This is a genomic window from Mucilaginibacter sp. (genome assembly GCF_965277465.1).
Classification (GTDB): Bacteria; Bacteroidota; Bacteroidia; order Sphingobacteriales; family Sphingobacteriaceae; genus Mucilaginibacter.
The window spans coordinates 1,075,043-1,087,891 of sequence record NZ_CBDICW010000001.1; the positions used below are offsets into that span (position 1 = coordinate 1,075,043).

16 protein-coding genes are annotated in these 12,849 nt (G+C 40.0%); 8 read left to right on the forward strand and 8 right to left on the reverse strand.

What is annotated here, in order from left to right; all coding sequences use genetic code 11:
- Positions 1–23: 23 nt before the first annotated feature.
- Together ACQY4U_RS04915 and ACQY4U_RS04920 are read left to right on the forward strand one after the other, a co-directional pair.
- The gene (locus ACQY4U_RS04915) at positions 24–1,829 is read left to right on the forward strand and encodes a sensor histidine kinase (protein WP_428328274.1); all 1,806 of its coding nucleotides are present in this window, start codon (positions 24–26) and stop codon (positions 1,827–1,829) included.
- 137 nt (positions 1,830–1,966) lie between these two features.
- Positions 1,967–2,659 (forward strand): response regulator transcription factor, encoded by a 693-nt coding sequence (locus tag ACQY4U_RS04920; protein ID WP_428328275.1) that lies wholly within the window; start codon positions 1,967–1,969, stop codon positions 2,657–2,659.
- A gap of 62 nt (positions 2,660–2,721) precedes the next feature.
- Here the strand turns inward: ACQY4U_RS04920 and ACQY4U_RS04925 are convergent, their stop codons facing one another.
- Positions 2,722–3,072, reverse strand: coding sequence for a bleomycin resistance protein (locus ACQY4U_RS04925; protein WP_428328276.1), 351 nt, complete (start codon positions 3,070–3,072; stop codon positions 2,722–2,724).
- A 19-nt stretch (positions 3,073–3,091) separates the two neighbouring features.
- Positions 3,092–3,295: a hypothetical protein gene (locus tag ACQY4U_RS04930; protein ID WP_428328277.1), complete on the reverse strand. Its 204-nt coding sequence runs from the start codon at positions 3,293–3,295 to the stop codon at positions 3,092–3,094.
- A gap of 123 nt (positions 3,296–3,418) precedes the next feature.
- Here ACQY4U_RS04930 and ACQY4U_RS04935 point away from each other — a divergent pair, with 123 nt between their 5' ends.
- Entirely contained in the window at positions 3,419–4,984 is a 1,566-nt protein-coding gene (locus tag ACQY4U_RS04935) for a M28 family metallopeptidase (protein ID WP_428328278.1), read from the forward strand.
- Between the two features lie 41 nt (positions 4,985–5,025).
- On the opposite strand, the gene ACQY4U_RS04940 is transcribed toward ACQY4U_RS04935, so the two are convergent.
- Positions 5,026–6,426 carry an MBL fold metallo-hydrolase RNA specificity domain-containing protein gene (locus tag ACQY4U_RS04940; RefSeq protein WP_428328279.1) on the reverse strand — a complete coding sequence of 467 codons (1,401 nt, stop codon included), beginning with the start codon at positions 6,424–6,426 and terminating at the stop codon, positions 5,026–5,028.
- Positions 6,427–6,525: 99 nt separating this feature from the next.
- Here ACQY4U_RS04940 and ACQY4U_RS04945 point away from each other — a divergent pair, with 99 nt between their 5' ends.
- From ACQY4U_RS04945 to ACQY4U_RS04955, 3 genes are read left to right on the forward strand one after another with little or no spacing between them, the layout of a single operon-like run.
- Positions 6,526–6,990 carry a hypothetical protein gene (locus tag ACQY4U_RS04945; protein ID WP_428328280.1) on the forward strand — a complete coding sequence of 155 codons (465 nt, stop codon included), beginning with the start codon at positions 6,526–6,528 and terminating at the stop codon, positions 6,988–6,990.
- Positions 6,991–7,002: 12 nt separating this feature from the next.
- The gene (locus tag ACQY4U_RS04950) at positions 7,003–7,374 is read left to right on the forward strand and encodes a BlaI/MecI/CopY family transcriptional regulator (RefSeq protein ID WP_428328281.1); all 372 of its coding nucleotides are present in this window, start codon (positions 7,003–7,005) and stop codon (positions 7,372–7,374) included.
- A 2-nt stretch (positions 7,375–7,376) separates the two neighbouring features.
- A complete protein-coding gene (locus ACQY4U_RS04955; protein ID WP_428328282.1) occupies positions 7,377–9,074 on the forward strand; it encodes a TonB family protein in 1,698 nt (565 codons plus the stop codon).
- Between the two features lie 33 nt (positions 9,075–9,107).
- Here the strand turns inward: ACQY4U_RS04955 and ACQY4U_RS04960 are convergent, their stop codons facing one another.
- On the reverse strand, positions 9,108–9,674 hold the full coding sequence (locus ACQY4U_RS04960) for a TlpA family protein disulfide reductase (RefSeq protein WP_428328283.1): 567 nt from the start codon (positions 9,672–9,674) through the stop codon (positions 9,108–9,110).
- A gap of 113 nt (positions 9,675–9,787) precedes the next feature.
- Here ACQY4U_RS04960 and ACQY4U_RS04965 point away from each other — a divergent pair, with 113 nt between their 5' ends.
- Positions 9,788–10,186 (forward strand): hypothetical protein, encoded by a 399-nt coding sequence (locus ACQY4U_RS04965; protein WP_428328284.1) that lies wholly within the window; start codon positions 9,788–9,790, stop codon positions 10,184–10,186.
- Between the two features lie 126 nt (positions 10,187–10,312).
- Here the strand turns inward: ACQY4U_RS04965 and ACQY4U_RS04970 are convergent, their stop codons facing one another.
- Together ACQY4U_RS04970 and ACQY4U_RS04975 are read right to left on the reverse strand one after the other, a co-directional pair.
- Positions 10,313–10,633: a hypothetical protein gene (locus ACQY4U_RS04970; protein ID WP_428328285.1), complete on the reverse strand. Its 321-nt coding sequence runs from the start codon at positions 10,631–10,633 to the stop codon at positions 10,313–10,315.
- Entirely contained in the window at positions 10,633–10,770 is a 138-nt protein-coding gene (locus ACQY4U_RS04975) for a hypothetical protein (RefSeq protein WP_428328286.1), read from the reverse strand. Before ACQY4U_RS04975 ends, ACQY4U_RS04970 begins: the two co-directional genes overlap by 1 nt.
- A gap of 353 nt (positions 10,771–11,123) precedes the next feature.
- Between ACQY4U_RS04975 and ACQY4U_RS04980 the strand changes: the two genes are divergently transcribed.
- Positions 11,124–11,537 carry an SPW repeat domain-containing protein gene (locus ACQY4U_RS04980; RefSeq protein ID WP_428328287.1) on the forward strand — a complete coding sequence of 138 codons (414 nt, stop codon included), beginning with the start codon at positions 11,124–11,126 and terminating at the stop codon, positions 11,535–11,537.
- Positions 11,538–11,648: 111 nt separating this feature from the next.
- On the opposite strand, the gene ACQY4U_RS04985 is transcribed toward ACQY4U_RS04980, so the two are convergent.
- Both ACQY4U_RS04985 and ACQY4U_RS04990 read right to left on the reverse strand, forming a co-directional pair.
- Entirely contained in the window at positions 11,649–11,969 is a 321-nt protein-coding gene (locus ACQY4U_RS04985; RefSeq protein WP_428328288.1) for a low molecular weight protein tyrosine phosphatase family protein, read from the reverse strand.
- Between the two features lie 12 nt (positions 11,970–11,981).
- Positions 11,982–12,848 carry a hypothetical protein gene (locus ACQY4U_RS04990; RefSeq protein WP_428328289.1) on the reverse strand — a complete coding sequence of 289 codons (867 nt, stop codon included), beginning with the start codon at positions 12,846–12,848 and terminating at the stop codon, positions 11,982–11,984.
- Between the last annotated feature and the right edge of the window lies 1 nt (position 12,849).

The following is a 12,849-nucleotide window of genomic DNA, read 5'->3' on the forward strand; positions in this document are numbered from 1 at the left end:
TTTAAAATATTTTTGTTTTTGCAATGAAAAAGAGAAGTATTGCGCTTATAATCGGTTTAATGAGTTTTGCACTTTTGGGTGTAATGGCCATGCAATTGTATTTTTTAAGGCAATCTTACGAAATGAAGTCTGAGCTTTTTGGCCGCTCGGTAAACGAAGCTTTAAGCAACGTCGTAGCCAAAATTACGAAGCACGATGCGCAGCATTTTTTAACCATAAGGGCACAGCGGGGGGCACAAACATCCTGGCTGGCAAAACTGCCTGCCGATAGGGGGAACATTGATCGCCACATTATTAAAAGCAATCAAAAAAAGAAGCTTACCACCCGCGAAAAAAAGATAGCTATGCTGCGCGACCGGATGCGCCGTATGGTTGCCCAAAAAAGCATGGATGATGAGATCAATAAACTTACCATGAACGGGGCCATTGATCTGCAGATCCATTACGAAGAGTTTACCGACGAAACCGGTGTAACGCATGGCCGTGTTATCCCGGTGCTGGTACGCAATCCAGACGCTGTGGTTAAAAAAAATCAAAAGCTTCATAAATACGATACCATCCACTATACCTACATCGACCCGCAGTTTGGCAAGCAAACCATTTCAGTACCCCGCATTAATGCTTTATGGCAGCACGAACAGGAGCAGAAGCAAAAGGAACGGCAGCTGCGCGAAGTAAAAAGACTGCTGGAACATGATTCGCTTCAAAATACGCTTCAAAGTAAATCAACAGTAATAGAAAACCTTGCTGAAGAATACGGTAAATATGGCGAGCCGCTTAAAATGCGTTTGGATCCGTTATGGATTGATACTTTATTAAGATATGAGCTGCACAATAAAGGGATTAATTTGCCTTTTAGCTATGAAGTAACTACGGCTAATAACGACTCGCTGATCTTCTCGAAGGCAAATGATGTTTTGGGGCAAAAGCCAACCTTTAATGATGTAACCAGCTATCAAACCCCTATTTTTAGTAAGGATGTTATTAATGATCCCGGCTTGATAAAGGTGGATTTCCCTGAAAAGAACTCGTTGATATTAAACCGGATGACGGCTTCAATGGCTACCACCGGTGGTTTGTTGATTGTGCTGGTATTTTGTTTTGGGTACACCATCTTTTCTATCCTTAAACAAAAAAAGGTATCAGAAATGAAAACTGATTTTATTAACAACATGACCCACGAGTTTAAAACCCCGGTATCAACCATAATGATAGCCAGCGAGGCTTTGAAGGATGTAGAGATAGCGCAGGATAAAGTACGGGTGGCAAGGCTGGCAAATATTATATACGAGGAGAACGAACGCTTGGGCAGCCACATTGAAAGGGTACTGAACATTGCCCGTATTGATAAAAACGATTTTAAGCTGGATAAAAAGCCATTAGATGTTAATGATATGATAGCTTTGGTGGTTGACAGTATGGAGCTAAAACTCCAAAAAGCCAAAGCGGTGATAAATTTGCAGCTTTACGCAGAAAACGCGGTTATTAGTGCCGATGAGCTTCATTTTTCGAACGTGATCTATAACCTGATTGATAATGCTATAAAATACAGTGTTGATACACCTGATATTACCATAAGTACACTTAATAAAAACGGACAGGTTGTTATCAGGGTGGCAGATAAAGGCGTGGGCATGAGCCGCGATCAGCAGACTAAAATATTTGAGCAGTTTTATCGTATCCCTACGGGCAACCTGCACGATGTTAAGGGCTTTGGATTAGGCTTAAGTTATGTTAATACCGTAGTTAAAAGGCTGAATGGGATGATCAGTGTAAAATCTGAAAAGGAAAAGGGTTCGGAATTTGAACTTAAATTTCAGGTTACTTAATTGATCTGTAAATCAATAGTTAAGTTAATACCGCAAAAATTTTAAAAGCACCCGGATTAGCGGGCTTGCTTTAATTATATAAAATAAATAATCCTTCGGATTCGCGAATTTTCCCGTCTTCCGGATTAACAGATCACATGAAGAAAATATTATTGGTTGAAGACGACCCTAATTTGGGCTTACTGTTGCAGGACTACCTGCAGCTAAAAGGTAAGTTTGATGTTGTTTTATGTAAAGATGGTGATGAAGGTTTGCGAACCTTTACCAAATCGAGCTACGATCTGTTAATATTGGATGTGATGATGCCTAAAAAGGATGGCTTTACCTTAGGTAAAGACATCAGGAAGATAAATAGCCACGTGCCTATAATTTTTGCAACCGCAAAGGGCATGATTGAGGATAAAACAATGGCTTTTAACTTAGGCGGGGATGATTATATCACCAAGCCATTCCGTATAGAAGAGTTATTGTTGCGGATAAACGCATTGCTTAAACGTACCAGTAATTCGGAAAAGCAGGAGGAGGAAAAGCAAACCATATTTAAGCTTGGCCGCTACTCATTTGATTATACTTCGCAGTTGATTACCATTGGCGATGTGCAGCAAAAGCTATCAACCAAAGAAGCAGAACTGCTGCGTTTGCTTTGCATCCGTAAAAATGAAGTGCTTACCCGCGAAGAAGCTCTGTTAAATATATGGCACGATGATAATTACTTTAACGGCCGCAGTATGGATGTTTTTTTAAGTAAGATCAGGAAATATTTAAAGGAAGATCCAACGGTGGAGATCATTAACGTACATGGACGTGGCTATAAGCTGCTGATCAACTGATCTTTTCAGGAGCAGAAAACACAGAAGCCAGGAATTAGAATATTCCTGGCTTCTGTGTTTTGTTAATCTTTCATTTCTTCGCCAAAGTGAATAATGTTGCCATTGTTATCTAAAATGCTGAACTGTTTCATTTTCCAGGGCATTTCCTGCAAGGCACCGTTGGGGTGTATAACGCCAATTGGCTCGTACTCGGCATATAGCTTATCTACATTGGTCACATTAATATAGCAGCCTGTATTTTTGGCTATCTCAGCATCTTTGCAGGGCCACAGGTGCAGGTTAATTTTATCGCGGCCCAAAATAAGGTACCCTTCCCAGCTCGAATAAAAAGTAAAACCTAATTTTTGCGTATAAAATTTAATGGATTCTTCCTCATTTAAGGAAGCTAAAATGGGAACGGCAGATTTAAGCATTGTTATGGTATTGTTTTATTTAACCCCTTGATCTTACTTTAAAAACAGTCCTGTCAAGTCTGGGTGGTTCATTTTCAGGGTAATTATAGGCAACGCTGTTTAAATAATTTGCAATGCGCAGCCTTTCCTGCCAGGTTAATTTCTTGTAGTAATCGGTATGGTTGGAAGCTTCTTCGGCCGTTTGGGCCTTAAAAGCTGTTCTGTCTAACCGGTATGTGCTCATTACACAAATATACTTGAAAATATTACTGCTTGTAACAACTTTGTTAGCGCGTATTTAAAGTATTGCAGTTTTTAATAAATATGTTTGTTTTTAACTGACAACATTATTCATTAACTGATCATTATGAAATTAAAAGTACTTTACTCATGCCTGCTTTTGGCAGCAACTACGGGCTCTGCATTTGCCCAGGAAACCGTTGATACCGCAATGGTTAGAAAGATACGTAACGAGGGCCTTAACCACTCAAAGGTTATGGAAACCGCCTTTTACTTAACGGATGCATCTGGTCCGCGTTTATCAGGTTCTCCGGGTTTAAAGCGCGCGCAGGATTGGGCCGTTAACCAGTTAAAAACCTGGGGTATGGTTAACTCAAAACGCGAAGCCTGGGGCAAATTTGGCAAAGGATGGGAAGTGCAGAAAAACTATGTAGCTATGACTGTTCCATACTATCATGCTTTAATAGCTGTCCCTAAAGCATGGACGCCTGGCACAAACGGCGCAATAAAAGGAGATGTGATTTTAATAAAAGCTGATACCGTTGCCGATTTAGATAAATATAAAGGAACTTTACAAGGCAAAATTGTAATATTTGATACCAAGCCTGGTGTTGAAAGAACATTTAAGGCTGATGGTGTACGTTATACCGATGAGCAGCTTGATGAAATGGCTAAAGCAACCGCGCAGCCAGCTGCTGGCCCACGCCGGGGTGGTGCAAACTCGCCACAGTTTGCTGCTATGCAAAAAGCCCGCGCTTTACGTACCGCAATAAATACTTTTTTACAGGTTGAGCATGTAGGCCTGATATTGACGCAGGCGCGTGGTAGCGATGGTACTGTGTTTACAACCAACGGTGCATCTTATGCTGATACAGCAAAAGCGGTTTCGCCGGAACTGGAAACCAGCAGCGAAGATTTTCAGCGTGTTTTACGCCTGGTTAAAGCAGGTATAAAAGTAAGCGTTGAGGCCGATATTAAAACGCAATTTTTTACTGACGACCTGCAAGGTTATGATGTTGTTGCCGAAATACCGGGAACTGATAAAAAATTAAAAGATCAGATAGTAATGGTTGGTGGTCACCTTGACTCATGGCATGGTGCAACCGGGGCAACAGATAATGCTGCCGGCAGCGCCGGAATGATGGAAGTGATGCGTATTTTAAAAGCTGTTAATTTTAAACCACGCCGTACCATCCGCATTGCACTATGGAGTTCAGAAGAACAGGGTTTATTTGGCTCGCGCGGTTATGTGCTTAACCATTTTGGCGATCCTAAAACAATGGAGCTAAAGCCGGAGCAATCAAAGGTTTCTGCTTACTATAATTTAGATAACGGCAGCGGTAAACTGCGCGGTATTTATTTACAGGGCGACTCAGCCGTTGCACCGGTATTTAAAGCCTGGCTTGAACCTTTTAAAGACTTAGGTGCTACAACGGTTACCATCCGTAACACCGGCAGTACCGACCATGTGTCGTTTGATGCGGTAGGCATCCCGGGCTTCCAGTTTATACAGGATGCGCTTGATTATGGCTCACGTACGCACCACAGTAACCAGGATACTTATGATAAGCTTAGTGAGGATGATTTAAAACAGGCTGCAACCATTGTAGCATCGTTTGTATACAACACATCGCAACGCGATGAAATGATACCACGCAAAGAGCTGCCTAAGCCGCAGCCGGCAAGAAACTAAAAAAGAAGGGCCCTGAATTTTTCAGGGCCCTTCTTTTTTTACTAAATTTCTACCTTTTGGTGCTGATAGGGGATCCCCACACTTTTAAAGCCTTTGGCTAATATCTTTTCCCTGAAATGCTGCTGCACCTCGTATTCGCCATGCACCAGGAATATTTCCTTTACTTTTTCAGGATCCTGGCAGCTGATAAAGTGCAGCAGATCGTTATAGTCGCCATGTGCACTCATTGATTTGATTGATTGCACCTCGGCCTTTACCTCATATTTTTCGCTGAAGATAAATACCTCATGATCGCCCCTTAGCAGGTGGCCGCCTAATGAGTTTGGTTCGCAATAGCCCACCATTAAAATAGTGTTTTTATCGCTGCCGATATTGTTTTTAATGTGATGCTTTACCCGCCCGGCCTCGGCCATGCCCGATGATGATATAATAACGCATGGCGTGGCATCATCATTTAATGCTTTTGATTCTTCGGTTGATTGGATAAAACTCATCCCCTTAAAACCAAAAGGGTTAGGGTCAACCTTTAAAACATCAGTAACCTGTTTGTTGTAAACCTCGGGGTGGTTCATTAAAACATGCGTTGCTTTTTCTGAGAGCGGGCTATCCACATAATAACGCAGATCGGGCAGTGTACCCTTTAGCTCTAAAGAGTTCAAAGCATACAAAAGCTCCTGTGTACGGCCCACGCTAAAGGCAGGGATAATTAACTTTCCTTTTTTCACCTCGCAGGTATGTTTTATAACCTCAAGCAGGGTATCTTCAATGGCCCCCGTTTCTTTGTGCAGCGAATCACCGTAGGTTGATTCCAGCAAAATATAATCAGCTTGCGGAAAAGGCTGCGGGTTTTTCAGCAATATATCACCATAGCGGCCAACATCACCGCTAAAGGTTATTTGCGTGGTTTTATTATCCTCTGTTATGGTTAAATGTACGGCGGCACTACCTACTAAATGCCCTGCATCGGTAAAGCAAAGTTTTATTGTAGGGGTAATTTCAAAAGCTTCGTTATATTCAACAATTTTAAACAGGCGCAGGGCTTGCATCGCCTGCTCTTCGGTATATAAAGCGGTTAGCAGGGGTTGCCCGTTTTGTTTGCGGTGCTTATTACTGTATTCAATATCCTGCTCCTGTATCCTTGCCGAGTCCATTAATAGGATGCGTGCCAGATCCATAGTTGGGGGTGTGCAAAATATTTGCCCGTCAAAGCCCTCAGCAACCAGGCGCGGTATCAGGCCGCAATGATCAATATGCGCGTGTGATAAAACAAGATAATTTACTTTTTCAGGATCAAAGCCAAAGTGCTCGTTCAAATCTTCGGTATGCTCACCCATGCCCTGAAACATGCCGCAATCCAGTAATATGCGGGTGCCATCATTTAATTTAACTAAATGTTTGCTGCCGGTTACATTACGGGCGGCGCCGTGAAAGGTTATAGTCATGTAAATTGTATAGGTCAGTAACCGGAATCAGAAATAATTGTTCAATTAATCTTGTTAAACTAATATATTAGTTATAACTTTAATAATCATTAACCAATTATGAAGGTAGTAATATTAGGTATATTATTTTTTGCAAGTATTACCGTAAGTGCCCAGCAGCGCGCTGCCACTTTCCAGGCGGCGGCAAAAAGCGGCTTAACGGTTTATTTGTTAAACAAACAATACAGCAATGCGTTGGATAATGACAGTAACAAAAGCGTATTTAAAGGTAATGCACAAAAAAAGTTTTATAACGCTTATGTAGCTTTACTTGCTGATATGGGCACTTATTTACATGCTAATGGTTTTACATGGGGTAAACCAATCCGTGTTGTTCACCGCATATATTTTGAGGGGGATGGTACGATTGATCATTACCTTTTAAACCTTGATGCCGCCGGGATGGATGCAGCTAAACAGGCCCGGTTTTTGAAACTGCTTAATCAGTTTGCTGCTAATTATAAATTGAGAATAACTGCTGATAAAAAATTTGCCCAGTGCGGGCCCGCTATTTATCAGGACTAATTAAATAATACGATGGATATAAAAGAATTAACACGTGCCGAAGAACAGATAATGCAGGTATTATGGCAATTAAAATCGGGCTTTGTTAAGGATGTAATTGATGTGCTTCCCGAACCAAAACCGGCTTACAATACGGTATCAACCATTATCAGAATATTAGAGACCAAGGGTTTTGTTGGGCACACCGCACATGGCAAAAGCCACGAGTATCACCCCGTAATAAGCAAAGATCAGTACCAGAATTTTGCTACCGATAAACTGATGACCGGATATTTTGATAATTCGGTAAAAAGAATGTTCTCTTACTTCGTGAAAAAGGAAAAAATTGACCTTAAGGAAGCCGATGAGATTATGAAACTGATTGAAAAACTTAAAGAAAAATAATTATGACCTGGTGGCATTATTTATTGCTGGTAAATATTTACCTGCTTTTATTTTATGGGTTTTACGTTTTACTGTTGCGCAAGGAAACATTTTTTCAGCTTAACCGTGTATACCTTGTAGCCGCTTCGTTATTATCATTTTTTATTCCGGTTATACAATCAAACTGGGTAAAAAACCTGTTTATTACGCAGGAGGTTCAAACTACCATATACAACAGCCCGGTAATGTTGTACCAGTTTAAACCAATTATCCAAAACACACAAATTACCATTGGCGAAATATTGGCCCTGGTTTATTTAGCGGGCATGGTTTTTTTAATGGGCCGCCTAACCTTACAGCTGATTCAGCTAAAAAGGATAATGGAGCAGCCCGAATCAACCGAGGCATTTGCGTTTTTTAATAAAATAAAATTAGGCGAGGAGCATGCGGGTAACGCCATTATTGCCGAACATGAGCAAGTACATGCCAGCCAGTGGCACTCGGCAGATGTATTGCTGATTGAGGCCGTAATGATCATTAACTGGTTTAACCCGGTGGTTTACCTGTACAGGTTTGCTATAAAACGTATCCATGAGTTTATTGCCGACAGGCAGGCCATTAAATCAGGAACTGATAAATCTGATTACGCATTGTTGCTATTGAGCCAAACATTTAATGCACCTGCGCACCAGTTGGTTAACCCGTTTTTTAATCATAGCATGTTAAAACAGCGCATTATGATGATAAACAAAAACAAATCGCATATGTCGGCTTTGGTTAAATATGGCCTTTCGGCGCCCTTGTTTGTATTGATGCTTGTTTTATCATCCGCCACGGTAAATAATAGTAAGACGATTAATTTTTTCAATAAAAAAGCCGAGCAGGTTTTTTTAACCCCGGCAACTATTGATAGCGATTTAACAGCTAAAGTAAAGCCTGCGCCGGTAAAAGATACCGTGATTACTTTCGCCCCACCTAAATTAACGGGTAAAGTAACCAATGTAAAAATCATCAGCCCGCCAGCGGTAACTGATACCGTGCCCGCTAAAGACGACCGGCTTTTTACCGCGGTTGAGCAGGTGCCCCAGTTTCCGGGAGGTATTAATGCTTTCGGAACATTCCTATCAAAAAACATGCACTATCCGGCTTCGAGCCGTAAAAATGGTGTGCAGGGCAGGGTGATAATTACTTTTGTTATTGAAAAAAGCGGTGAACTAACTGGTATAAAAGTAGTGCGCAGTGTTGATAAAGATATTGATAATGAAGCCCTGCGGGTGATGCACTTATCGCCAAACTGGCAGCCCGGCATCCAGAATGGAAAATTGGTAAGAGTAGCTTATACGGTACCCATTGGTTTTATGCTGGATGATGCGCCCGGAAAACAATGGGATGAAAAAGGTGCTGGCGAAATAACTGAAAAAAGGGATGCTTATGAAGATCATTCTAAAACACTGGCTGCTGTAGTAAGGCAGCAGGATACCACCAAAACAAACCGGCTTGCAATAAACGGGCTTCCATTTACTCCTTTATATATGATTGACGGAAAGCAAGTAGAATCATTAGATGAGATAAACCCCGATGATATTGAAAGTATATCTGTACTTAAAGACAAGGCCTCAACAGCTTTATATGGCCCAAAAGGTATGGGCGGGGTGGTTTTGGTAACAACTAAAAAGAAGCCCTTATTGCTGAAAAAAACAAAACCGGCAGGATCTTATTAAGTTAAGTTTTCTGATTTTATAAAACACCTTTAATTACAAGGCTGCTTTACCAAGCATCTTACCCAGCTGCCTGTATGCTGATTCACTGCCCTGCTGGGCTGCAGTACTGTCTGCAACCATACCTGTTTGATCAATAATCATATGCCTTGGTATATAAAAGCTTCTTTTGGGTTTGCCAAGTCGGGTTTGTATGCTTGAAAAAGTTGTATGGAATTCTTTATTTATATACGGAGTAGCCAATATATGGTAGCCTGTTAACTTGTTTGCGTTTATAAATTGTTTCCATCTGTTGCTGTTTTTATCGCAGCATATATACAATACAACAATATTGTTTTTCAAAGCAAAGGCTTGAAAATTCAGCATGTCTTTTTTTAACTGGAGTTCGTGCCGGCAGGGAGCGCACCAGGTAGCCCATATATCAACGTAAATAATTCTTCCTTTAAATTTACCTATAAGATCATTAAAGTTTATTGAAGTGTCTGTTAAATAGTTAATGCCGTTATTGGTCGGATATTGCGCTTTAGCCGGATGTGTTATAAAAAAACTAAGTAGTGTAACTACCCATATCATCCTGAAATTTTGCGTAAGGAAATATTTCATGGAGTTAAATTACATATTCTTCTAAACACCGTAAATAATATGCTTAAGCAATTATTGGTTATTTATTTGTTTATGCTGATTAACTATCTACATTTATATAAAAAACATACCCCATGAACTGGAAGATCATCTTTCAATTATCAATTTTTGGATTGATAATGGCTTTTGGCACCGTATCACTTATTCCTCAAAAGGTTGAACCTGCTTTTTGGCTGATCATTTTTATTTTTTGTGCATGGGTTATTGCCAAAGTTTGCCCGGGCAAATATTTTTTGCATGGCTTTTTAGTAAGCATGGCAAATGCCGTATGGATAACGGCGGTACACGTAATTTACTATAAGCACTATATAATGGAGCATCCCGATATGGCAAGCATGAATACGCAAATGCCTCCATCGCTTGCCGTGCACCCAAGATTATTGATGGTTATTGCGGGGCCTGTATTTGGCGCGCTATCAGGCATCATATTGGGTTTATTTGCCTTAATTGCATCAAAAATTGTTAAGAAATAACCTAACTGGCGGAGGGGCGGTAACAAAAAAAGAGAAACCTTATACCATCACTAATTTAATAGCTGTTGTATAAAATTTCTCTTCGTACCTCGTTCAAATCACATTAAGATTCAGAATCCGGAAATATTATCTGTGCAGTTTAGGGTTAAAGGCAATCAGGTAAGCAACATCCTTGTTGGTTATGGTGCTCATATCAAAGCCGTTATCAATGCTGCCAGCCGGAAGCAATATTTTTGATTTCACTAAATTAAACAGTTCAAGCAAAGCTTCTTTTGCAGGGCGCGCAGAAACAGTTGGGTAATAAGTTTTCTCTAATTTAGTCTTTTCAACGTCTGTAACCAGGTTAAATTCCCAGCCCTCCAGTGTGCTTTGTCCGTACTCGCTTGCACAGTTTTTTACATCGTACAGGTATTCTCTTGCTTGTGATTCTACTGATTTAGTGGTCATTATTTTTTCTTTTTAGATGCTTCCATTATTGGTTTTACAGCATCGCTTTTACCCGATTGATAATCTGATTTTCCTTTTTTAGCAAGCGGGTTAGCTTCTTTTTTTTTCTCTTTTACGGCCTGTCTGTCTTTGCTCATTATTTTTCTTTTTTAGATGTAGTTTTTATCCGTCTTTTTAAAAAGGTGTAAAGCCGGGGTAATGGTAGGTTATAGTAAAAGCAAACTTTCTTGCTGAAACAATTGCTTTAAAATTGGAAAGTAAATTCTGCTGAATTTAGATTGGAATTTTACTAAAGATAGGCTTTAATAATCAATCGGACGAATAATTATGCCCCCTTTGGTATTCCATCAAAATAATTACTTTCAATAAACTAATATTTATTATCGAAAGCGTTTACAGATAAATTCAAAATTTATACCTTTGACAACAAATACCCGCAATGGGTTGTTGTAACAGAAAAAAGATAACATAGTATAAACTAACAAATAATATGAAACCGTTTATCCCAACCGCAGTTTACGGAGTATTAAATTATATCCTGGCGCTTACCTTAATAGCATCACCCTGGTTATTTAATTTGGTTGATATTTCAAGCGCAGCTTTATTTTTCCCGATCTATATTGGATGGATACAACTGATCATGGCTATTTTTGTTAAAAATGAAACCGGTTTTATCAAACAGTTCCCAATGCGCGTTCATTTGGTGCTTGATGTTGCAATGGGCTTTATCTTAATGGTAACTCCATGGGTTTACACCTTCTCGTCAAAAGCATTCTGGCCTGAGCTGTTAATGGGCGGTGCCTTATTTTTCTTAGGTATCTTTACCAAAAAATCGCCATTTACTACCAATGAGCACCGCGGCCATGCCGAAGGCTTATTGATCTCTACCGAATCAAACTACTAAGCAATCTGCTGTAAAAGGCAATTGGTTAACATATTAAAAGGCGTGTAAACTTTAAGTTTATACGCCTTTTATTTTGAGGAATAACTGTTGCGTCATTAAGCAAACACATCCTTACAAATACTCGCTCAGGCAATCTTTCAATATTTCTATCAATTCGGTATCGCCATATTGATAATTATCCTCAATATCCAGCACAAGCAATGGTTTAGCTTTAATAACTGCTGGAAACCGCTGTTTGATCAGTTCCTTGTGCCTGCGTTCCATTACAAATATCACATCTGCCCACTCAATTAGTTTTTGGTTTATTTTGATGCGTGCCTTATCACTTGTGCCCGCAGATCGTGCCTGGTGCCGCGCGTGGTTCTTAAAAAGATCCTTTGCAGTTGGGCTTCGCCATTGGTTTTTACTGCAAACAAATAATAGGTTGGGCAATGCGGATTGGCGTTAGTTTTTTAAGGATTTAGGCTTATCCATGGATGCCCCTATCCTTTTCCAGGCTTCCATAGTTAAAATTAGCAGGTCGTTTTTACTGTAATCCCACAACGATACATAATTTTTTGATACCACTATTACCTGCTTCCATGTGGTAAGCTTTTGATAAAGCATTGCAGTGCAAACATCAGTAGCAGTCATAAAATCACTATACCCGGGCAAGTGCGAATGAATAGCTGCTTCTGGCGGCGTGGGGTTATCTGCTGATACCGTTTTAGCGTTAACTGTAATCAGGCCTTTATGCTGTTTTTTTACACTGCTAATGGTATTGTCTTTATTAAAATCTATCAGGTAATCGTTGCCAAACATCACTATTCCGGTTGCCTGGGGCGATGTTAAAATATAAACCCTCTTAATTCCTTTGCTAATTATAGGTACAGGATTAGTACCCGTATTTATATATCGTTTAAAAGTAGTGTCGGTGCCTAAGCGTTCCAGGGCCGCTTTCCTTATGGTGTAAAGTTCGTTTTCATAAGTAGTTAGCTTTCGGTTAAGGGTATCTAACGTAAAGTTTTGCGGGTTAAAATCATATCCGAATGATGTGGTTGCCAAAACTACAGGATCCGCATCTTTTGAAAAAAAGATATTCTTTAAACCTTTACCTGTATCGTATGATATATAACCGGCTATTAGGCTTTTTTTATCTTTGCATTTATCTAAAAAAATATCGGTACCATACCACGATGCCCATTCAGATTTAAACAGCATCGTACCTTCATTTTTAATGCTATCTGCAATTTTTACCAGGTCCTTTTCCTGGGCAAACAAAAAGGTTTGGATAATAAGCAGGAAGGATAAGGTTATCAGGGTTCGTTTCATT